Genomic DNA, 21140 nt, shown 5'->3' on the forward strand with positions numbered 1-21140 from the left:
GTCCCCTTTTCTGAATAAAGAAAACTACAGAATTTCATTTATTCTTTCAAGACGCTCTCTTACTTCTTCTTGTAGATATTCATCGTCTACAAGTTTTGCGTAAACTTCTTTTGCTTCTTGTAGTAAACCTTCTTCAAACAATAGGTCTCCGTATTCCTTTAAGAAGGAAATTTCCTGGTTAAAGTCATTATATGCTAGACGATATTGTTTTAATGCCAATTCATAATTTTCATTTCCATAATATGCTTTCCCTAAATCCCAATTAAAGTGAGGATCCGAAGCTCCATGCTCAATTGCTAGTTCGATTGTACCAATTATTTCATCGAAATCATCTTCTTCAAAATGGATTCCGACTAATAACTGAACAGCCTCGATTAGGGAAGGATCATAAATTAATGCTTCCTGTAAATGTTTTTTACTTGCTTCTAAATTCTTTAATTTACGAGCTAATTTCGCTGCTGATAAAAGACATTCTACATTTGTTTCATCAACTAGTAAAGCCTTCTGTAATATGTCATAACCCTCCTGGATTTGTCCTTCTAGGTCATGTGCTTTACTTAACCATAAGTGTGCAACTAAATACTCAGGATCAAAGAATATCGCTTCTTCAAACACTGGGATACTTGCTGAATAGCGTTCTGCTTGGAATAAAGTAATTCCATAACCTAATAATGTATGGAAATCTTTTGTTTTCTCAATTCCTTTTTCATAGAATGAGATTGCATCTTCCCATTCTCCTTCTGCACTTAAACATTCAGCAAGTCTTAAATCTTTATTCACGCCACTTACTTCAATTTCTAGGTTAGCTAATCTTTCATAATACGGTATTGCCTTTTTATAATCGTATTTACTAAAATAATACTCACCTAATGCAAAATCTACTACAGGTTCATTCGGTAAAATTCTTTTTGCTTCTAATAATTTTTGCTCTGCTACTTCATCAAGACCTTGAACTTGATACAGATCTGCCATTAATAATAGCGATTGAACGTAACACTCACTATCTTCTTTAATTGCTAGTAAGGTTTCTAAAGCTTCATCTTCTAAATCAAGGTCTAATAAAATTTCTGCGTACATTATTTTAAGCTCATCGTCGTCATCATATAGATAAACTAAATCTTCGATAATACTTTTCGCATCCTCAATTAACCCTAAAGATTGAAAGACTAGAGCAGCTTCGTATTTTTCTTCGTCAGTTGCCGTTTTTATACTCTTTTTTAATAATTCTAATCCTTTTTCGGTATGACCGTTCTCAATTAATTGAACAGATTCATATAAACTCATTCTTACACCTCGTATGACTACTTTATTAATTCATTTAATTGCTCTTTAAAATTCGGGAAAGATACTGCTATACACTCTGTGTTTTCGATAATTGTATCACCTTTTGCAAGTAGTGCAGCGATTGAAAGCATCATTCCCATTCGATGGTCTCCATGTGAATTTACATTTGCACCTATTAAAGAACTATTTCCTTGTATAATCATACCATCTTTTGTTGCTTCAATGCTTACACCAAGATTTGTAAGTTCTGTAACAACTGTTTGGATACGATCAGTTTCCTTAACTCGTAATTCTTCAGCATCCTTAATAATTGTCTCACCGTCTGCTAATGCCGCTGCTAATGCTAAAATAGGTAACTCATCGATACATGTAGGGATTTCAGCACCACCGATGATAGTAGATTTTAAATCGGATGATTTCACTCTTATATTAGCGATTGGTTCTCCGTTTACTACTTTTTCATCCTCTAAGGTAATATTAGCTCCCATTCGTTCTAAAACGGTTAAAATGCCAATTCTAGTTGGATTTACGCCGACATTCTTTAATAAGATTTCGCTATTTGGAATGATCGACCCTGCTACTAAGAAAAATGCCGCAGATGAGATATCACCAGGTACAGTGACATCTGTTGCAATTAATTCTTGGTTACCGTCAATTGAAACGGTATTTCCGTCTACAACTAATTCACAGCCAAATGCCTTTAACATTCTTTCAGTATGGTCACGAGACTTTTCTGGTTCAGTTACAACAGTTGTACCGTTTGCAAATAAACCCGCTAGTAAAATTGAAGATTTAACTTGTGCACTTGAAACAGGAGAATCATATGAAATACTATTTAGTGAACCACCTCTTATAGAAATAGGTGTATATGTAGCATCCTCACGTCCATCTATAGAAGTTCCCATCATTTTTAAAGGTTTTGTAACCCGTTTCATTGGTCTTTTCCCAATTGATTCATCACCAATAATAACTGAATGGAATGGTAAACCACTTAATATTCCCATCATTAATCGTGCTGTTGTCCCTGAGTTTCCTACATCAAGTACTGCATTTGGCTCTTTTAATGCTTCAATTCCTTTGCCATAAACAATTACTTCATCTTCTGTTACCTCGATTTGTACACCTAATTTTCTAAAACAAGCAATGGTACTTAAACAATCTTCACCTAATAGAAAGTTAGTTATTTTTGTCGTCCCTTTCGCTAATGAACCAAACATAATTGCTCTATGAGATATTGATTTATCTCCCGGAATTATCACATCACCAACTAAACGGATTTTTTCTAATTGAGAATTTCTCATCGTAGCCACCTTTTCTAACCTTTCTATATGTAATTACATTCCATTTTTTATTAAATCAAACCTTTTTTTTCTCCTAAATTCTATTCGACGAATTGTCCCATGTTTTTCATTCTAATTTAGAAAAAGAAAATGATATTTTGATTTATAAATGATCAAAACACCATTTTCATGTAAGGATTATGAAAGTATTTGCTTTAAAAAACTATCTAAATTCTCTTTAATAAACTCTTCCTCTAATTCACAAGTTACTGGATTTCCATAGTCCATTAATAATATATATTTTATTTTCAAATCTATATTTTTCTTATCTTGTTTCATTAGATTAACAACCGATTCAATTTCTAGATTTGAATATACAGGATATTCTAATTGTTTATACCATCTTAAAATCTCATCATATTTTAAATCGATTTTAAAATATTGTTCACTTAAGTATATTGAAAATAATGTCCCAAACGCAATTGCTTCACCATGAGTAGTTTTTGCGTAGCCTAAATAAGCTTCAATAGCGTGTCCAAGTGTATGGCCTAAGTTTAAAAATGCTCTTTCTCCATTTTCTCTTTCATCCTTAGATACAATTTCGTTTTTCACACTTATTCCCATCGTCACACACTTTTCAATTAATTCATTTTCTAAATTTCCAAGTGAATGGATATGCTCCATTAACCAATTCAAATTTTCGATAGAAGAAATCATAGCCTCTTTACTAACTTCAGCAAAACCTGATCTCCATTCCTCAATTGGCAATGTAGTTAAAAAATTCAATTCATACAATACTAGTTCTGGCTGATAAAACGCACCAACGATATTTTTAGCTTTCGGAAGGTTTATGGCAACTTTACCACCTATCGCACTATCGTGAGCTAATAATGTTGTAGGCATTTGAATAAATCGAATACCTCGCATATATGTAGCCGCTACGAACCCTGCTAAATCACCAACTACTCCCCCACCTAATGCTAAAATTAAACTATTACGATCTAACTGAATATCAAAGCAATAAGTTAAACAATCTTCATAAATGGCAAAGCTTTTACTTTTTTCACCATGAGGGATGACATACTGCTCTACAGTATTAACATGTAGACAATTTTGTTTTACTTCCTCCAAATAATACGGTGCAACTTGATCATCAGTAATTATCAATATTTTTGAAACTTTAGGTACAAGGCTTTCAAGCTTGGACTGTAAATGACTTAATACCCCGTACCCAATACATACATCGTATTGTTTAGAGTTTGTTTTTACAGTGATCACATTCATTAAAACTTCCTCGCATACTCACGGAAATCTTCAATATTGCGTTTTAATCGCTCAAGTTGATCTGATTCAAATTGCTCGATAATCGCTTTTGCAACTTCCCATGCTACGATATGCTCAGCAACTACTGACGCTGCTGGAACCGCACAGCTATCTGATCGTTCGATACTTGCTTCATATACTTCTTTTGTTTCGATATCAACGCTCTGTAATGGCTTATAAAGCGTTGGAATAGGTTTCATTACTGCTCGAACGACAATTGGCATGCCAGTTGTCATACCGCCCTCAAAACCTCCTGCACGGTTCGATAATCGATAATAGCCTTTTTCCTCAGAAAATGCTATTTCATCATGTACTTCACTTCCAGGAATTGAACCGGCTTGAAAACCAATACCGAACTCCACCCCTTTAAAGGCGTTAATACTTACAATAGCACCTGCAATTTTTGAATCTAGTTTTCGGTCATAATGTACGTAACTTCCAACACCAGCTGGCATACCCTCAACGACTACTTCAACGATTCCACCTACTGAATCACCATTTTGCTTAGCATCATCAATTAATGCTTTCATATTTTCTGTTGCTTCTGAGTCTATACATCTAACTTCAGAGTTTTCAGCACGATTATGTAAGTCTTCAACATTTTTATATTCTATGTTTTTCGCTTTAACTCCACCAATTTCAATTACATGGCTTGCAATTGTGATCCCTAGTTCACTTAACAATTTTTTTGCGACTGCCCCAGCTGCAACACGTACAGTTGTTTCACGAGCCGAAGAACGCTCCAATACATTTCGAACATCTCTAAAGCCATATTTAATTGCACCATTTAAATCTGCGTGACCAGGTCTTGGTTTTGTAATGCTTCTTTTTCCTTCATATTCGAGATCTTCTAAAGGTTCAGCACCCATAATATTCGTCCAATGTTTAAAGTCGTTATTTTCAACAACTAGAGCGATTGGAGAGCCTAGTGTATAACCATGTCGAACACCGCTAGTAATTTGAGCAGTATCCTTCTCAATTTGCATTCTTCGCCCTCTTCCATATCCACCTTGACGTCTACGAAGTTCACTGTTAATTTCTTCTGCTAAAATTGGTAATCCTGCTGGAACGCCTTCAATAATAGTTGTTAATTGTGGACCATGAGATTCACCAGCTGTTAAATAACGCATGTCAACACCTTCTCTTTATGTAAGTTTAAAATTATTAGTTACTACTATACCACAACCTATTTGGAATTTAACATAAAAAAAGGACGATAAAATGGCACTTTTTTTGATTTTTTGTAAAAATTTGTTTCTTTTGATGTAAAAATGTTTTTTTCTGTACAGAATTTTTGTTCAATTTCTTAAACTAAATTTTATGACAAATAAAAAAAGCTAGCACGAGGCTAGCTTCTTTATTTCAATATTAAAGATTAGTATACCCATTCTTTAATAAGCTTAGAGTATTCAACTAATTCGTTTTGATTGAAGAAAATACCGATTTCACGCTCAGCGCTTGCAGGTGAATCAGAACCGTGAATAATGTTTTTGCCTACAGTTGCAGCATACTCACCACGGATTGTTCCTGGAGCTGAATCTTTAGGGTTAGTTGCTCCCATCATTTGACGCGCGGTAGCGATTACATTTTCGCCTTCCCAAACCATAGCAAATACTGGGCTTGAAGTGATGAAGTCTACTAATTCACCAAAGAAAGGACGCTCTTTGTGCTCAGCATAGTGAGTTTCAGCTTGTTCTTTGCTCACTTGCATTAATTTAGCTCCAACTAATTGGAAACCTTTTTTTTCAAAACGTGAAACGATTTCACCAATTAAGTTACGTTGTACACCATCAGGTTTTACCATTAAATAAGTTCTTTCCATTATGCTCTACCTCACTTGATTTCAATTATGTATAAACAACACAGTTAGAATAGTATCATCTATTTATAAAATTATCAATAGTTTAAAATCTTGTTATTTTGTAAAAATTGCAATCGCTTACAGTTTTTTGGTTAATTTTTATCAATATAACTAATTTATTGCCATAACACACCTATAAAAAAGCCAAAAGAGGCAGTTCGAAATGCTTTTGCATTTTTACCGCCTCTAGTTTTTTCGATTTCCAATATTTTTAGCAATTAAAATTAACATTTCCTTTGCCTCGCTATTTGGTAGGCTTGCGATACTGTTTAGTGACTTTTGTAAATAAGCTTCACTTACCTTTTTTGCAGCTCTTATGTATGTACTTTTTCGAATTTGATTAATAAGTGGTTTAACAGTGTCTGGATCTATTCCTTCATGAACCGAAACAATTTTCTCTTTAAGCGCTACATCATTCATTGCAAACAAAACAGGTAATGTAATATTCCCTTGAATTAAGTCGCTTCCTGATGGTTTTCCTAACTCCTTCTCAGAAGCCGTAAAATCAAGAATATCATCCATAATTTGATAAGACATACCTAAATAATATCCATAATCTTTTAAACACTTTTGAAAATCCTTAGAAGCTCCTGATGCTATTGCACCTATTTCGCAACTTGCTGATATTAAAAGTGCTGTTTTTCGTTTAATTCGTCTTAAATAACATTTTAAATTTTGGTCAAAATTATATTTATCTTTTATTTGTTCAATCTCACCTAAACAAATCTCTAAAATTGTTTCAGATAATTTTTGATGAGCCAATGGGATTTCAATTTCTGACATACATTCCAATGCTTTCGCAAATAAAAAATCCCCTGCATACATAGCAACTCGGTTATTATATGTTGAATTAATTGTCGGTTTACCTCTTCGTAAACTAGCTTCGTCAATTACATCATCATGTACTAATGATGCCATATGTATGATTTCCAATGTAGCTGCTACATTTTTTATAGATTGAAGGTTATATTGTCCAAATTTAGCACTAAGCAATACAAATACTGGTCTAATTCTTTTTCCACCAGATTGAAGTAGCTGTACAGATGCATTTTTCAAAATTGGCTGCGTTGAATCGACTACTTTATGTAGTGTATTTTCAATCTCATTAATGTCTTTTTTTAAATAAGAATACTTCCATTTAACCTTCATTCCGTTCACCTTACTATTCATCCCAATTTCTTGCTTTTTTGTAACTAGCTCTTTGGTTTAACACCTAAATGCATCGCCGCTACCCCAAAAGTATAAGGTTTGATTCTAATTTTCTCTAATCCTGCTTTTTCGAAAAGCTTTGCAAGCTCATTCATCCCTGGAAAAGTACTTGCGCTTTCTTGTAACCAAGAATATTCTTTAAAGCTTTTAGCGAATAATTTACCAAAGATCGGCATGATGTATTTAAAATAAGCTTTATATACGTGTCTAACACCAAATGCCGTTGGTTGTGAAGTTTCTAAACATACTACAATCCCACCAGGTTTTACAACTCTAGTCATTTCTTTCAACACTTGATAATAATCTGGAACATTTCTTAATCCGAATCCGATTGTAACTGTATCAAAATAGTTGTCCTCAAACGGTAACTCCATCGCATTACCATGGATTAATTTAACCTGGTCTAAATGCATACTTTTAACTTTTTGCTCTCCAATTGAAAGCATATTTTTACTAAAGTCTAACCCTACTACTTCTCCATCTTTTCCAACTGCATTTGCTAATGCAATCGTCCATTCACCAGTACCACAGCATACGTCAAGCGCTTTCATACCTTTTTGGACATTCATTATTTTCATAGTTTGTTTGCGCCAAGCAATATGTCGTCTAAAACTAATAATACCATTCATTGTATCATATTTATTATAAATCTTTTCAAACACGTCATGAACGCGTTCTTCTTTTGATTGAGTCATATAAACCCCCACTAAACTAATTACGATTACTTCTATGTAGATTATTTTTGTAATTGTATCATTATTTTTGATAATTCTTCTTTTATTTTACCCATATCATTCAAACCTATTATATTCTGAAATTGCTTAATAAAATCAGTGCGATGATCAACTGAAGATATTTCGTATTCTTTTTTCAGTCTAGCTATTAAACAAGCATGCTCAATATGGTGTATTGATTCTTCCGATGCGATAAATTTTGCAAAATGAACAATTATAGTTGATTCAATAACTGTGATACATTTGAAAAGCTCATCTAAAGTTTTAAATTTTTCGTGAACTAAATTAATTTTTTCTTCATTCATTTCTTTTACTGCATATGAAAGTTCCTTAATTAATCCAATTTCACCAGTTTTAGAAAGAGCATTGTAATATAGTCCACTATATAAGTCCCCTTCCAATACGGTTAACTGTTTCTTCTCACGATCCATTGGCGTACTTTCATATGTTGATACTTTTTCATGTGTATCTAATGCAATTTGATGAATCATCAAGGCTTTACAGTAATGCACAATTTTATCACTCGTAAAATCATTATCTTTTAATAAATTTATTAATAAAGTAACCTTTACATCATCAATCGTTGGTATTGAAAGATGCTGATTTAAATAAGGGTGTTTAATTGTATGTAAAATTTGAGTGATTACTTCATTTTTTATCTCGTGAATACTATTCATTATTTCCATCCATTCCATTTATTACTGATTTAATCATTATACCATAAGTATTTTAGATGGTATAAGTTGATTACTCAATCAACTTGCATTATTTATAATGAATATTTTCAAAAAAAGCAGGATTACCTTTATTCAAACGAATGATAAACGCTCCTCTATAAGACGAGCGTTTACGATCAGTCTAAAAAAATTCTTAAAATGTTGAACCTATAATACAGTGTCGAGACCTTAATGACGGCGCACCTGCTCTTTTGATAAAACTATCTTGTTGAATGAATCATTGCAAGAATTTCATTTCTTCCTTGTACATCCTCTTTTAATGACCCACGAACCGCTGTAGTAACTGTTTTTGAACCAGGTTTTCTTACTCCGCGCATTGACATACACATATGTTCGGCTTCAACGACTACCATTGCACCATGTGGTTGAAGTACTTCCATAATCGCATCAACTACCGAAGCAGTAATACGTTCTTGTAGCTGTGGTCTTTTTGCAACTGTTTCAACTGTACGTGCCAGTTTGCTTAATCCAGTTACTCTACCATTCCTTGGAATATAAGCTACATGTGCAACGCCGTAAAACGGTAATAGATGATGTTCACACATTGAATGGAAAGGTATATCTTTTACTAGAACTAATTCTTCATGATCTTCACCAAATACTTTATGTAAATGAGCTTTTTCATCTTGGCGCATGCCAGAGAATACTTCTGCATACATTTTCGCAACTCGTTTTGGCGTTTCGTAAATTCCTTCTCGATTTGGATCATCACCGATAGCTTCGAGAATTAGACGAACCGCTTGTTCAATTTTTTCTAAATTTACTTCATTCATTAATTGATCCCCCATGCTAAAAAAATTCTAATATTCACTATCAGATTCGTTTTATTTTAACATAATTCTTTTTTTATAGGCAAAAAAAAGAAGGATGCCTTTAATTATCATCCTTCTTAGTGACTACTAGAAGCGCACGATTCTTTACTTTGTCTATTTGCAGCCTTGTTACTAATAAGTAACTTCGCTTTACAAAAGACTTTGCAATTCGTAATGATGACCGCTTTTAAGAAGTTTGAAAAACATCTTTTTAGGGCTTTCCAGCAAAAAAAGAAGGATGCTTTAAATAGCATCCTTCTTTTCCGCTTAAATTATGTAATTATTTTACAGCATCCTTAAGCGCTTTACCAGGTTTGAAAGCTGGAACTTTACTAGCTGCGATTTCGATTTCCTCGCCAGTTTGTGGATTACGTCCTTTACGAGCTGCACGCTCACGAACTTCAAAGTTACCAAATCCGATTAATTGTACTTTATCCCCGTTTTGTAACGCACCAAGAATTGATTCGAATACAGCGTCTACTGCTAAAGTAGCTTGTTTTTTAGTTAATTCACCAGCTTCAGCAACTGCATTGATTAAATCAGTTTTGTTCATGTCTTTCACCTCCTCCCAAAAAATTAAAATAATTCTTAATTTCATTTGTGACCAAAATTTTAAATTTTATACAACAAATTCCAATTAATTTCTTTGTCATGCCTTATATTATACGATTCTACGGCTTTTTTCAATATGTTTTACAAGAAAATGTTGGAATTACTCGAAAATGTGAAGTGATTTTTCTGATAAATTCATTTTTCTACTACTAATTTTTTAAAATTTCTTGTTGTATATACGATGATTACTGAATTAATAGGCAATTTTGTAAATTTTTTTTACTATTTCCGATTAAAATAAATTTGTAGAATTTTGTCGAATTTAACCTTTTTTGCCGTTTTTTTAATTTACTGCTAAAAGCAATTTTCGTATCAAAAAATAGCAAATTCTCTTCAAAATCTTTTCGAATTGATGAAAATGCAAAAAAAATCAGATGGTTTAATACCATCTGATTAATTATATTGATTCATTCTATTAAAGGATGATTGCAATTAAGCCGCCACTTCCTTCGTTGATAATTCTTTCTAATGTTTCCTTCAATTTATATCTTGCATTTTCAGGCATTAGAGAAAGTTTTGCTTGGATTCCTTCACGAACGATTGAACTTAATGAGCGTCCAAATATATCTGAATTCCAGATTGACAGTGGATTATCTTCAAAATCCTGCATTAAGTATTTAACAAGCTCTTCGCTTTGTTTTTCAGTTCCAATAATTGGTTCAAATGTTGACTCTACATCTACTTTAATCATATGAATAGATGGGGCAACCGCTTTTAGTTTCACACCGAATCTAGATCCGTGGCGGATAATCTCCGGTTCATCTAAACTCATATCTAAAAGAGATGGTGCAGCAATTCCGTATCCAGTTTGTTTCACCATTTTTAATGCATCGGCAACTTGATCATATTCTTGTTTTGCATGAGCAAAGTCTTGCATTAATTCTAATAGATGATCTTTACCTCGAATTTCTACTCCAACTACTTCTTTTAAAACTTGGTCATATAACTCATCTGGAGCAGATAAATCGATTTCTGCCACCCCTTGCCCCATGTCTATTCCAGCAAGTTGTGCATGTTCAATAAACTCATAATCACTAAATTGACCAACTACAAAGTCTACATCTCTTAATCGTTTTATGTCTTTTACTGTTTCTTGAATTGCTTCTTGGTAGCTTTGACGCAACCAGTGATTTTCTTTTAATACTAATACCCAGCTTGGTAGATTTACATTTACTTCAAGGACTGGGAACTCGTATAGCGCTTCGCGAAGTACGTTTAATACATCACCTTCACGCATTGCCTCAACACTTAAAGCGATAACAGGAATGTCATACTTTTGGCTTAATTCCTGTCTAAGTGCTTCTGTATTAGGGTGATATGGCTGAGACGAGTTAACAACCATAATGAAAGGCTTACCAACTTCTTTTAATTCAGCAACTACTCGTTCTTCTGCTTCGATATAATCATATCTAGCGATTTCTCCAATTGTGCCATCAGTTGTTACAACAACTCCAATTGTAGAATGCTCTTGGATAACTTTTCTTGTACCGATTTCTGCTGCTTCATTAAAAGGTATTGGTTCTTCATACCAAGGTGTGCTAATCATTCTAGGGCCGTTTTCATCTTCATATCCTTTAGCTCCTGGTACACTATAACCAACGCAATCTACTAATCGAATATTTACATCTAACCCATCCGCTACATGAATTTTCACACCTTGATTTGGAACGAATTTAGGTTCTGTCGTCATTATTGTTTTACCTGCTGCACTTTGAGGTAATTCATCATGTGCTCTCGCACGATCAGCTTCATTTTGAATATTTGGGATAACTACTGCTTCCATAAAGCGTTTTATAAATGTTGATTTACCAGTACGGACAGCGCCTACAACACCTAAGTAGATATCTCCTCCCGTGCGCTCGGCAATGTCTTTAAAAATATCTATCTTTTCCATGTGTTCCCCTCCCGATTTATCAATACATGGGAATAATTGACTTGAAGTAGTATGCCTATGACAATATCATTCTATGATGTTGTCCTAGTAAGTTATGACAAGATTTTTTATTTTTTCTACTTATTAACTTCGGATAAAAATAAAATAATCCTTCGATAAAATGTATTCTTTTATCAAAGGATTATGATTTATATTATTTATTTTTGTTCTAAAAATACTGGCTGTCCATCTTTAACAGTGTATGGAAGTGAGTATGCAGGCACGATTGGTGAGTCTTTTACTAAAATAGATCGTATATCTTCACCGAACTTAAAATTTTTCGCTTCTTTTATTTTTGCATATAAGTCAGTTGAATAATCCACATAGAATTCACCGTCATTGCCCATTACGATTGGTAAGTGATTATTACTATAAGGACTTACAACGTAAGGCTCCTCTTTAAACCCCATCTTTTTATAGTTTAATAGGAATACACCGTTAGCAAGGGTTTTCTTAATTGGTGGATAAGTATGTTTATCTTTATAAACTTGTACTTGTAAATTAACATCTCTTAATTTTTCTGCAATTCTAAGATCAACTAATTTGACGGTTGGATTTTTTTCTGCATCAATTAAGACATATTGAAAGATTCCACCATTTTCATATGAATTACCAGGTGAATCACTTAAATAACCGGGAATCAGTTTCGTAAAATCAATTGGATATTTAATGTAAATTGGTGTACTCATATCCTTCGTTTTTATTGGTAAGATTCCAGAATTATCTACTTTAAATTTATTTACTGCTTTTTGAACACTTTCTATTTGATCGTCATATGGTACTTGATTTTGTGCAAGATTATCTTGTGGATATAAACAGCCACTTAATACACTTATTACAAAGCACATTAAAATGGTAAGAAATAGCTTTTTCATGTTAGTCCCCTTTTTTATCATTAACTAGGCCAACTTAATACGATATATGTAATTAAAATTCCAGATATAATTAAAGACATATAAGCAATAAAGGCCGTTATCATTTTTAAAAATTTAATTTTTATTTTGTGTCTACTCAAGAAAATTAAAAATAATGAAAAAAGCATTAATCCAATCCCAACAAAAGAAATAATTTCATTAATATGTGCCGCGTTCATCTTGTTCCCCCTATGTAATTGCTAACATTATTATAGTATCAAAATAATGACACGATTTGAAATAAAATATTTTTATTCCTATTAAGTCATTATCGACTTATTCAGTCCCTACCTATACTTGTTCAATAGTATTTTTCAATCTTTTTATAATCGATTATTTTAGATAAAATTCTCTATTTTTAATTATTCCGAACACATCGATTGTCCCTCAAATCATTCCAAACAAAGGTTATACATAGGAGAATTCACATATTTGCAAATAAAAAAAGAAAGAAGAAGTAAATAAATACTCCTTCTTTCTTTGAAGCAAACTGGGGCAATTGCTTCTTTAAATTTTATCGACTAACACCCACCAGAATTCATCCGGTATAAGTCATTCTATACTATGCGAAAATGTATGATTATGCACTAAATACATCGCTGAAGAATAAGCCCAATTATTTTTGTTTAAACATATTTGTTAATGATTGAAAATCTAGTGGCATATTATTTGTAACAATTGCTTGAACGATTTTGTCTTCTTTTTCCTTTGTAACTTGACGACCAGTCATTAACGCAATTTGGCGCACTAGTTTTCTAACAGTAGCTTCATCTTTAAAGTTTGCATCTTTCACTGAATCAGCAACTTTAAAAATATCTGATTTACTTACATTTGCTTTCTTTTCAATCTTATCAAAGAAACCATTTGGATTATTATTAGTCACCATTCAAACCTCCCTTTTTCTATACAACATATGCTATGCAAAAAAAGAGAAATGGTGAAACGCCTATTTTAGTCCATTAAGGAAAAAGTTGAAATAAAAAATCTACAGCTTTCCTTTAAACGATTTACGTATGCATTATTGTATTTATTAATAAGAGAGATGTGAGCCCCTTCTACGTGCCTGTGCGGTGTACAAAATATAAAAAAGAGTGTAGAGAAATTTTTCTCTACACTCTTTAGCATTAATTAGAGTACACATATTTTTATAAGTAATCTAATTGATTACTCAGTAAGATCACTAATAAAATTCAAAGTGCTCTCGCCTTCATGTCTTTTTACACGAGACATTAGCGCATCGACTGCTAATTTTGGATTTTTATTTTCAAATAATACTGCATATAACTCATTAACAATTGGCATTTCAACATTTGCTTGTTTTGCTAATTGGTAAGCGGCTTTTGTCGTACGAACGCCTTCTACAATCATACCCATATTATCTAATACTTCGTCTAGTGATTGGCCTTTTCCTAATAAATTACCCGCTCTCCAGTTACGACTATGTACACTTGTACAAGTTACAATTAAATCGCCCATTCCTGTTAAACCTGCAAAAGTTTGAGTATTAGCACCCATTGTTTTACCTAGGCGAATAATTTCAGCAAGTCCACGAGTCATTAAAGCCGCCTTTGCATTGTCGCCATAACCAAGTCCGTCAGTAATCCCTGCAGCAAGCGCAATAATGTTTTTTAGAGCCCCTCCAATTTCCACACCTATTACATCTTCATTTGTGTAGACACGGAAGTAGCCATTAGAAAATAAGTCTTGTACATATTCTGCTTCGTCCATATTTTCAGAAGCAGATGTTACAGTCGTAGGATGTCTTAATGCAACCTCTTCTGCATGACTTGGCCCTGATAATACAACAACTGATTTTAAGAGCTTTGGATTAATTTCTTCTGAAATCATTTCTGAAACGCGTTTTGAAGTATCTGGTTCAATCCCTTTACTTGCATGAATAATCGTAACCTCTTCAGTTAGCTCATTATTTAATTTTTGACATACCTCTCTAATTGCTTTTGTAGGTACTACAAGTAAAATATATTTAGCTCCATTAATCGCTTCGTTTAAATTTACTGTTGCTTTTAAAGATTGTGGTAATTCAATTTCTGGCAAATATTTTTTATTTGTATGCTCATTATTTATTTCATTAATTTGATTGGCATTATTTCCCCATAACGTAACTGAATGTCCATTATCTGATAACACCATGGCTAAAGCTGTTCCCCAACTACCTGCACCTAATACTGAGATTTTTTCCATAACCACACTCCCTTTCAAAAAGAATCCAAATTTTACAATGAATTAAGCTCGTGCTCGACCAATAATCCTAATTGGAGATCCTTCAAAATCAAATGCATCTCTTATACGATTTTCTAAGAAGCGCTCGTAACTAAAGTGAAGTAATTCTGGATCGTTTACAAAAACAACAAATGTTGGTGGTTTTATTGCAACTTGAGTTGCATAATACACTCTTAATCTTTGTCCATTATGTGTTGGAGTAGGATTCACAGCAATTGCATCCATAATTACATCATTAAGTACATTCGTAGGAACACGTAAGCTATGGCTCTCACATGCTTTATTAATCATCGGTAACAAAGTTTGAGTTCTTTTCTTTGTTTTAGCTGAAAGGAATACAATCGGTGCGTAGTCCAGGAATTGGAAGTGTGCACGAATGTTTTCAATGAATTCATTCATTGTTTTTTCATCTTTTTCTACAGCATCCCATTTATTCACGACAATAACAACTGATCTTCCTGCTTGATGCGCATAACCAGCGATTTTTTTGTCTTGTTCGATAATTCCTTCTTCACCATCTAATACAACTAAGACGACATCTGATCTTTCAATTGCTCTTAATGCACGTAATACACTATATTTTTCTGTACTTTCATACACTTTACCTTTTTTCCTCATACCTGCTGTATCAATAATGACATAATCTTGACCATCTTTTGAGTATGGCGTATCTACAGCATCACGTGTAGTACCGGCAACATTACTAACGATTACACGCTCTTGACCTAATAATGCATTTACTAAAGATGATTTCCCTACATTTGGACGTCCAATTAAACTGAATTTAATTGTCTCCTCATCATAATTTTCTTCTTCTTTTTCAGGGAAATGCTTAACAACCTCATCTAGTAAATCTCCAATTCCTAAACCATGTGAGCCTGAGATTGGAAATACTTCACCGAAGCCTAATGCATAAAAGTCGTAAATATCGCTTCTCATTTCAGGATTATCTACTTTATTAACTGCTAAAACAACTGGCTTTTTTGTTTTATAAAGTATTTTAGCAACTTCTTCATCTGCTGCTGTTACACCTTCACGGCCATTTGTTAAGAAAATAATAACATCCGCTTCATCAATAGCGATTTCTGCTTGTTGACGAATTTGCTCTAAAAACGGCTCGTCACCTATATCAATTCCACCTGTATCAATTAAACTAAATTCTTGATTTAGCCACTCGCCTGAGCTATATATACGGTCACGAGTAACTCCTGGAATATCTTCTACAATTGAGATTCTTTCTCCCACGATCCTATTAAAAATAGTTGATTTACCTACATTCGGTCGTCCAACTATTGCAACTGTCGGTTTAGACATTTAATTCATCCTTCCTAGCATAACTATGTACCATTTAATTCATGTAAATGTGTTTTAGTTTTGATTATAAATTGATTTATTTAAATAACTTATCTATTTTAACAAAAAATATGAAAAAAGACCAACATACATCAGTTTTTTAGTAATTTTCTATTTTTAAGGCTCAATTTTGAAAAATATTTTGTTAAATATTGAATCCCTGACAATAGTAAGATTGTAAAAAATAAAGTATCAAACCAGTTTAAGTCTCCGATTACATAGTTAAAATCAATCGATTCAAATGTAATATAATTAAATAGTTCTCCTTGAACAAGACCAATCGTTATATATCGTAACTTAGCATAATAAGATTTACTTAAAAATAAACAAAGCACGATCATAAAAAATGATTTAATAATCATCTCATCGATAAAAAAACTTGCAGGATCATATATAGAAAGCAATGTTACAACGCTATATGTCATCCCAATAATCAATCCTTTAACGAAATGGATTATTTGTTCACGTAAACTTAATAAGCTAATTTTGTAACTTATGTAAAAAATCATGATGATATATGAAATATTTATTTCAATGGAAAATACATCGATTGTATAAGCTGAACAGATAATTAAGATCAGGATCACCGATAAATAAAGAGAGCTCAATTTCGTTCTTTCTCTTAAAAACATCAAAACAAATACGAGAACCCAAGAAGCAATTATAAAAAAACTCCCTTGCACATGAAAACCTCCTAATAGTTCTAGTATGTAACAATTCCTACCAAAAATAATCAATTTAGAAAGACTGATTTCTTATAAATTATCATTGTAAGAAATATTATAGAAATGACTATAAAATTGAATATTTTTTTACTAAATTTTACTGTTCCAATTATTATCTGGATAAAAATATACTTTTAAAAGTAAAAAGTTGACAGAAAAGAATGGTATAAGAAATTGATTTTATTACGAATCTATAAAAGAGAATTTTTTGGAGGTGAAACGAGTGGGAAAAGATCGACAAGAAAAGAAGCTTAAGCAATCTAGAAGAGTTGAATCTGATCGTGATCAGAGCATCCATTACAAAGGTGCTACACGTTTAGATACACCTGAGGAAGCAAGAGCAGAAAATCAGCATAACTAATTAAAAAAATAAAAATCCTTCAGCTAATCAACTGAAGGATTTTTATCTTATTTTTTAAATTTATTTAATTTTTCACCAAGAAGTTCACTTAATTGGAAACCACTTTCGCTTGGTTGTACGTATTTAGCAATATCTTCTTGAAGTTCAGCTTCACCAGCTTCTTTGATGCTTAATGATAAGCGTTTTTCAGTAGGGTTAATTTCTAAGATTTTAACCTTTACTTCTTGACCTACCGCTAAGACTTCGTTTGGATTTTTAATATGTTTATCAGCAATTTGAGAAACATGAACTAATCCTTCAATACCTTTTTGAACTTCTACAAATGCACCAAAGTTTGTTAGGCGTCTTACAGTTCCCTCTACAACTGCATCAGCTTTAATACTTGGATCTAATTGATCCCATGGGCCTGGCTGAATTGCTTTCATTGATAACGCGATACGGTTTGTATCTGTATCAATTGAAAGAACTTGAACCTTTACAGTATCTCCTACAGATACAATCTCTTCAGGTTTTGTAACTCGATTATGAGACATTTGAGAAACGTGTACTAATCCATCAACTCCACCGATATTAACAAAAGCACCGAAATTAGTTATTCTTTCTACTTTACCTTCAACAATTTGACCAACTTTAATTGTTGAATATGCTTGACGACGATTCTCAATTTCGTTTAATTGCTCTACAGCTTTATGTGATAGAATTACACGATTTTTTTCACGATCAAGTTCTTCAATCACTACTTCAATCGATTGACCAACGAAGCTTCCTAAATCTTCTACGAATTTTTTTGAAACTAAAGAAGCCGGAATAAAACCACGTACTCCTACGTCAGCAATTAATCCACCGTTTACTTGCTCAGTAACGATTACTTCGAATACTTCTTTACTTTCTAATTTAGTTGCTAATTGATCCCAAGCCTTAACAGAATCTACAGCACGTTTAGAAAAAACTACTGAATCTTCTTCAACTTTAATAACCTTTAATTCAATTTCCTGTCCAACAGTTAACGCGTCACTTACGTTTTCAATATGTACATTTGAAATTTCTTTTATTGGAAGAATACCATCTGTTTTTCCACCGAACCCTACAATTGCTTGTTTATCTTCAATTTGTTCAATTACACATGAGATAATTTCCCCAACCTCTGGCATTACTTTTTCAACCATGCTATATTCCTCCTTGTGTTTTAAAAATGGATAGACCAATTATGTATTATCCTCTTTTACCATCTAATAAATAAGCAGAAAAGTCAAGGAATCTGATGACTAATTCTTCTAAATATTTTTTACCTTTTCATCTACAATTGTTAATATATCATTTACAACGTCATCAATGTTTTTTGAAGTAGTATCTAAAGATATTGCATCATCAGCTTTTTTCAATGGTGAAACTTCTCTTTCTGAGTCGATTCGGTCTCTTGTTGAGATTTCTATTTTTAATTGCTCTAGGTCACTTTCGAAACCATTTTTAACATTTTCAATATGTCTTCTTTGAGCTCTTTCGTCTACTGAAGCAATCATGAATATTTTAACTTCTGCATCTACTAATACATGAGTTCCAATATCTCTCCCATCCATTACAACTCCACCATTTACAGCATATTGACGTTGTAATTCGACCATTTTTTCACGAACTAAGCTGTGTTTTGCAACAAATGATACGTTTCTAGTCACTTCTGGAGTTCTGATTGGCTCTGAAACGTCTACATCATCAATAAACACTTTTTGAGTGTCCTCTACAGGAACTAATTTTATTGTTATATTAGAAAGTAAATTGCTTAAATCCATTTCATTATTAACATCAATATTATCTTGGATTGCTTTAAAAGTTAGAGCACGATACATAGCACCTGTGTCGATATATACATAACCTAATTTTTTTGAAACGATCTTTGCAACGGTACTTTTACCAGCAGCTGCCGGACCATCTATCGCTATACTAATTTTTTTACTCATAAGTCCTCCTACATAAAAAAATTGCTACATGAATAGCAACCTTTAATCTTATCATGTCCTAAAAAGACAAAAACAAATAAAAATAAAGCAGGCTAGCCTGCTTTATTTAATATTACCATATGATTCCGATGAATTCATCTATTTACCTATATGATTATATACTTCTCTTGTTACATCTTTTGCTTTTTGCGTTACTCCCTCATATAGTTCAATTTTTGTTAAATAAACTGAAAGACTTGGAAAAGACAAAATGTACTGGCTTACAACTAAACAAACTAATTGAATCATGATTAACTTAAAAAGTATTCGTTCGATTCTTTTCATTTTTATTCATACCTTTTTTATTACCATTATGAATAAATTCAATTAATTTTATACACAATTTCGAAATTAATATAAAATTACTTTAACTTCAATTCGAAATCTAACACAATTCTGATATACAAAATAAAAAACGTGCTAAGCACGTTTTAAAATAAATATGAATTGAAATTTATTTAGTAAAACCTTCAAGAATATTTTCAACTTCTGATGCTAACATGACAGTTAATTTAATTCTAGCCTTTTTACTGTCGTAATCTTTACCTAAAATTACACCTTTGTTAACTAAATCATAAGCACTTCCGAAATAATCATAGGTCGGGTATACTTCGCCCTCTTCAGAACTTGTTGTGATGATGACTTTAACCCCATCTTTAACTGCCTTTTCAATTTCTTCAGTCATAAATGGTGATACTTGTCCTCTTCCAACACCTTCTAAGATAATACCTTTTGCACCATTTTCAACAGCTGCTTTTATGAAATATCCTTTTGCTTCAATATAACATTTAATGATATCAACTTGCGGTAGTTCCCCTGTAATTTTGTATTTATCTTTTATTACTGGTTTTTGGTAAATATGTACCTTGTCATTATCAATAATCCCTAAGTAACCGAAACCGAAAACGTTAAATCCTTGAATATTGGATGCATGTTCTTTTTTAACATATTTTGCAGTAAAAATTCGTTCATTAAAGACAACAACAGTACCAACATTTCTTGAAGATTCATCAGCTGCAGTATAGATCGCATGTCTTAAATTAATAAAAGCATCAGTACCTAGTTCCCCTGGTGATCTTTGTGAGCCAGTTACAACTACAGGACGTTCGTCGTCAATTGTTAAATCTAAAAAATAAGCCGTTTCTTCTAAAGTATCAGTTCCATGAGTAACGACTACCCCATCGATTGTTTCATCTTGATAGTATTCTTCAATTTTATTTTTTAACATCATCCAATGATTAAAGCCGATGTGCATACTTGGAACTTGAAAAAAAGAATCAACAATAACATTTATATCTTTTGGTAAATCAAGCATTTCTGCAATTTCTTGTCCCGATAATGCACCTGAATCTAACTTCCCTGATTCAGCATTTGGTTTACTAGCAATTGTTCCACCTGTTGTAATTAATACTACTTTTTTCATTACAGCACCTCATTTCACATGAAATTATATCATTTAAAAATTATTCAAGTAAACAAAAACAGGTTATAAATTCTTTGTACAAAAAAACGTAGCTATGCTACGTTTCATGTTGTTGAAAAAAGAAGTTATAAATGTTAAGGAAGTAGTATGATATTAATTTCCACTACAGGATTCTCGCTCTCCATGTGGTGAGATTCATGAGTTAGAAAATAGCAAGTTAATCAAAAAAACTTACTAATAAAAGCTTCAATAGTATGTAAAAATACAAAAATATGAAAACTCCATAATCATAAAAGGCCGTAGTGGAAGTCCACTACGACCGATTTTTCTTAACACTACACATG

Annotated in this window: 22 protein-coding genes; 1 reads left to right on the top strand and 21 read right to left on the bottom strand. The window is 32.6% G+C overall.

What is annotated here, in order from left to right; translation table 11 throughout:
* Nucleotides 1–24: 24 nt before the first annotated feature.
* The 17 genes from ACFCYN_RS14660 to ACFCYN_RS14740 form a co-directional block, all read right to left on the bottom strand.
* Nucleotides 25–1284: a tetratricopeptide repeat protein gene (locus ACFCYN_RS14660; RefSeq protein ID WP_375950073.1), complete on the bottom strand. Its 1260-nt coding sequence runs from the start codon at nucleotides 1282–1284 to the stop codon at nucleotides 25–27.
* Nucleotides 1285–1301: 17 nt separating this feature from the next.
* A complete protein-coding gene (gene aroA / locus ACFCYN_RS14665; protein ID WP_172444122.1) occupies nucleotides 1302–2585 on the bottom strand; it encodes a 3-phosphoshikimate 1-carboxyvinyltransferase in 1284 nt (427 codons plus the stop codon).
* A gap of 177 nt (nucleotides 2586–2762) precedes the next feature.
* Nucleotides 2763–3848: a 3-dehydroquinate synthase gene (aroB, locus tag ACFCYN_RS14670; RefSeq protein ID WP_375950075.1), complete on the bottom strand. Its 1086-nt coding sequence runs from the start codon at nucleotides 3846–3848 to the stop codon at nucleotides 2763–2765.
* A complete protein-coding gene (aroC, locus tag ACFCYN_RS14675) occupies nucleotides 3848–5017 on the bottom strand; it encodes a chorismate synthase (protein WP_375950077.1) in 1170 nt (389 codons plus the stop codon). Before aroC ends, aroB begins: the two co-directional genes overlap by 1 nt.
* Nucleotides 5018–5262: 245 nt before the next feature.
* A complete protein-coding gene (gene ndk / locus ACFCYN_RS14680) occupies nucleotides 5263–5709 on the bottom strand; it encodes a nucleoside-diphosphate kinase (protein ID WP_025671395.1) in 447 nt (148 codons plus the stop codon).
* A gap of 225 nt (nucleotides 5710–5934) precedes the next feature.
* Nucleotides 5935–6897, bottom strand: a complete 963-nt coding sequence (hepT, locus tag ACFCYN_RS14685; protein WP_172444119.1) for a heptaprenyl diphosphate synthase component II — start codon at nucleotides 6895–6897, stop codon at nucleotides 5935–5937.
* A 44-nt stretch (nucleotides 6898–6941) separates the two neighbouring features.
* Nucleotides 6942–7652 carry a demethylmenaquinone methyltransferase gene (locus ACFCYN_RS14690; RefSeq protein WP_098121041.1) on the bottom strand — a complete coding sequence of 237 codons (711 nt, stop codon included), beginning with the start codon at nucleotides 7650–7652 and terminating at the stop codon, nucleotides 6942–6944.
* A gap of 41 nt (nucleotides 7653–7693) precedes the next feature.
* Complete coding sequence (locus tag ACFCYN_RS14695; protein ID WP_172444118.1) at nucleotides 7694–8368, bottom strand: heptaprenyl diphosphate synthase component 1; 675 nt, start codon at nucleotides 8366–8368, stop codon at nucleotides 7694–7696.
* Between the two features lie 260 nt (nucleotides 8369–8628).
* Nucleotides 8629–9201, bottom strand: a complete 573-nt coding sequence (gene folE, locus ACFCYN_RS14700; RefSeq protein ID WP_172444117.1) for a GTP cyclohydrolase I FolE — start codon at nucleotides 9199–9201, stop codon at nucleotides 8629–8631.
* Between the two features lie 319 nt (nucleotides 9202–9520).
* Entirely contained in the window at nucleotides 9521–9793 is a 273-nt protein-coding gene (locus ACFCYN_RS14705) for an HU family DNA-binding protein (RefSeq protein ID WP_056466694.1), read from the bottom strand.
* A 474-nt stretch (nucleotides 9794–10267) separates the two neighbouring features.
* On the bottom strand, nucleotides 10268–11746 hold the full coding sequence (gene spoIVA / locus ACFCYN_RS14710) for a stage IV sporulation protein A (protein WP_172444116.1): 1479 nt from the start codon (nucleotides 11744–11746) through the stop codon (nucleotides 10268–10270).
* A gap of 197 nt (nucleotides 11747–11943) precedes the next feature.
* Nucleotides 11944–12660, bottom strand: a complete 717-nt coding sequence (locus ACFCYN_RS14715; protein WP_172444115.1) for a hypothetical protein — start codon at nucleotides 12658–12660, stop codon at nucleotides 11944–11946.
* Between the two features lie 20 nt (nucleotides 12661–12680).
* Nucleotides 12681–12878, bottom strand: a complete 198-nt coding sequence (locus tag ACFCYN_RS14720; protein WP_098121035.1) for a DUF2768 domain-containing protein — start codon at nucleotides 12876–12878, stop codon at nucleotides 12681–12683.
* A gap of 437 nt (nucleotides 12879–13315) precedes the next feature.
* The gene (locus ACFCYN_RS14725; RefSeq protein ID WP_098121034.1) at nucleotides 13316–13585 is read right to left on the bottom strand and encodes a stage VI sporulation protein F; all 270 of its coding nucleotides are present in this window, start codon (nucleotides 13583–13585) and stop codon (nucleotides 13316–13318) included.
* A 278-nt stretch (nucleotides 13586–13863) separates the two neighbouring features.
* Nucleotides 13864–14901, bottom strand: a complete 1038-nt coding sequence (locus tag ACFCYN_RS14730) for an NAD(P)H-dependent glycerol-3-phosphate dehydrogenase (RefSeq protein ID WP_172444114.1) — start codon at nucleotides 14899–14901, stop codon at nucleotides 13864–13866.
* A 42-nt stretch (nucleotides 14902–14943) separates the two neighbouring features.
* Complete coding sequence (der, locus tag ACFCYN_RS14735; RefSeq protein ID WP_172444113.1) at nucleotides 14944–16254, bottom strand: ribosome biogenesis GTPase Der; 1311 nt, start codon at nucleotides 16252–16254, stop codon at nucleotides 14944–14946.
* Nucleotides 16255–16385: 131 nt separating this feature from the next.
* Entirely contained in the window at nucleotides 16386–16976 is a 591-nt protein-coding gene (locus ACFCYN_RS14740) for a YphA family membrane protein (protein ID WP_375950082.1), read from the bottom strand.
* A gap of 265 nt (nucleotides 16977–17241) precedes the next feature.
* Between ACFCYN_RS14740 and ACFCYN_RS14745 the strand changes: the two genes are divergently transcribed.
* The gene (locus ACFCYN_RS14745) at nucleotides 17242–17379 is read left to right on the top strand and encodes a YpzI family protein (protein ID WP_082459340.1); all 138 of its coding nucleotides are present in this window, start codon (nucleotides 17242–17244) and stop codon (nucleotides 17377–17379) included.
* 47 nt (nucleotides 17380–17426) lie between these two features.
* Here ACFCYN_RS14745 and rpsA read toward each other — a convergent pair whose 3' ends face one another.
* From rpsA to ACFCYN_RS14765, 4 genes are all read right to left on the bottom strand, one after another.
* Nucleotides 17427–18545, bottom strand: coding sequence for a 30S ribosomal protein S1 (gene rpsA, locus ACFCYN_RS14750; protein WP_172444111.1), 1119 nt, complete (start codon nucleotides 18543–18545; stop codon nucleotides 17427–17429).
* A 108-nt stretch (nucleotides 18546–18653) separates the two neighbouring features.
* Entirely contained in the window at nucleotides 18654–19334 is a 681-nt protein-coding gene (cmk, locus tag ACFCYN_RS14755) for a (d)CMP kinase (RefSeq protein ID WP_172444110.1), read from the bottom strand.
* A 138-nt stretch (nucleotides 19335–19472) separates the two neighbouring features.
* The gene (locus tag ACFCYN_RS14760; protein WP_098121028.1) at nucleotides 19473–19658 is read right to left on the bottom strand and encodes a DUF5359 family protein; all 186 of its coding nucleotides are present in this window, start codon (nucleotides 19656–19658) and stop codon (nucleotides 19473–19475) included.
* Between the two features lie 169 nt (nucleotides 19659–19827).
* Nucleotides 19828–20796 carry an asparaginase gene (locus ACFCYN_RS14765; protein WP_172444109.1) on the bottom strand — a complete coding sequence of 323 codons (969 nt, stop codon included), beginning with the start codon at nucleotides 20794–20796 and terminating at the stop codon, nucleotides 19828–19830.
* Between the last annotated feature and the right edge of the window lie 344 nt (nucleotides 20797–21140).

It is taken from the genome of Gottfriedia sp. NPDC056225, from assembly GCF_042267765.1.
Taxonomy (GTDB): domain Bacteria; phylum Bacillota; class Bacilli; order Bacillales; family Bacillaceae_G; genus Gottfriedia.

Bases quoted from the DNA above. Each gene is read 5' to 3' on its own strand.
- ACFCYN_RS14660 (WP_375950073.1), bottom strand. From the start codon at position 1,284: ATGAGTTTATATGAATCTGTTCAATTAATTGAGAACGGTCATACCGAA.
- aroA (WP_172444122.1), bottom strand. From the start codon at position 2,585: ATGAGAAATTCTCAATTAGAAAAAATCCGTTTAGTTGGTGATGTGATA.
- aroB (WP_375950075.1), bottom strand. From the start codon at position 3,848: ATGAATGTGATCACTGTAAAAACAAACTCTAAACAATACGATGTATGT.
- aroC (WP_375950077.1), bottom strand. From the start codon at position 5,017: ATGCGTTATTTAACAGCTGGTGAATCTCATGGTCCACAATTAACAACT.
- ndk (WP_025671395.1), bottom strand. From the start codon at position 5,709: ATGGAAAGAACTTATTTAATGGTAAAACCTGATGGTGTACAACGTAAC.
- hepT (WP_172444119.1), bottom strand. From the start codon at position 6,897: ATGAAGGTTAAATGGAAGTATTCTTATTTAAAAAAAGACATTAATGAG.
- ACFCYN_RS14690 (WP_098121041.1), bottom strand. From the start codon at position 7,652: ATGACTCAATCAAAAGAAGAACGCGTTCATGACGTGTTTGAAAAGATT.
- ACFCYN_RS14695 (WP_172444118.1), bottom strand. From the start codon at position 8,368: ATGAATAGTATTCACGAGATAAAAAATGAAGTAATCACTCAAATTTTA.
- folE (WP_172444117.1), bottom strand. From the start codon at position 9,201: ATGAATGAAGTAAATTTAGAAAAAATTGAACAAGCGGTTCGTCTAATT.
- ACFCYN_RS14705 (WP_056466694.1), bottom strand. From the start codon at position 9,793: ATGAACAAAACTGATTTAATCAATGCAGTTGCTGAAGCTGGTGAATTA.
- spoIVA (WP_172444116.1), bottom strand. From the start codon at position 11,746: ATGGAAAAGATAGATATTTTTAAAGACATTGCCGAGCGCACGGGAGGA.
- ACFCYN_RS14715 (WP_172444115.1), bottom strand. From the start codon at position 12,660: ATGAAAAAGCTATTTCTTACCATTTTAATGTGCTTTGTAATAAGTGTA.
- ACFCYN_RS14720 (WP_098121035.1), bottom strand. From the start codon at position 12,878: ATGAACGCGGCACATATTAATGAAATTATTTCTTTTGTTGGGATTGGA.
- ACFCYN_RS14725 (WP_098121034.1), bottom strand. From the start codon at position 13,585: ATGGTGACTAATAATAATCCAAATGGTTTCTTTGATAAGATTGAAAAG.
- ACFCYN_RS14730 (WP_172444114.1), bottom strand. From the start codon at position 14,901: ATGGAAAAAATCTCAGTATTAGGTGCAGGTAGTTGGGGAACAGCTTTA.
- der (WP_172444113.1), bottom strand. From the start codon at position 16,254: ATGTCTAAACCGACAGTTGCAATAGTTGGACGACCGAATGTAGGTAAA.
- rpsA (WP_172444111.1), bottom strand. From the start codon at position 18,545: ATGGTTGAAAAAGTAATGCCAGAGGTTGGGGAAATTATCTCATGTGTA.
- cmk (WP_172444110.1), bottom strand. From the start codon at position 19,334: ATGAGTAAAAAAATTAGTATAGCGATAGATGGTCCGGCAGCTGCTGGT.
- ACFCYN_RS14760 (WP_098121028.1), bottom strand. From the start codon at position 19,658: ATGAAAAGAATCGAACGAATACTTTTTAAGTTAATCATGATTCAATTA.
- ACFCYN_RS14765 (WP_172444109.1), bottom strand. From the start codon at position 20,796: ATGAAAAAAGTAGTATTAATTACAACAGGTGGAACAATTGCTAGTAAA.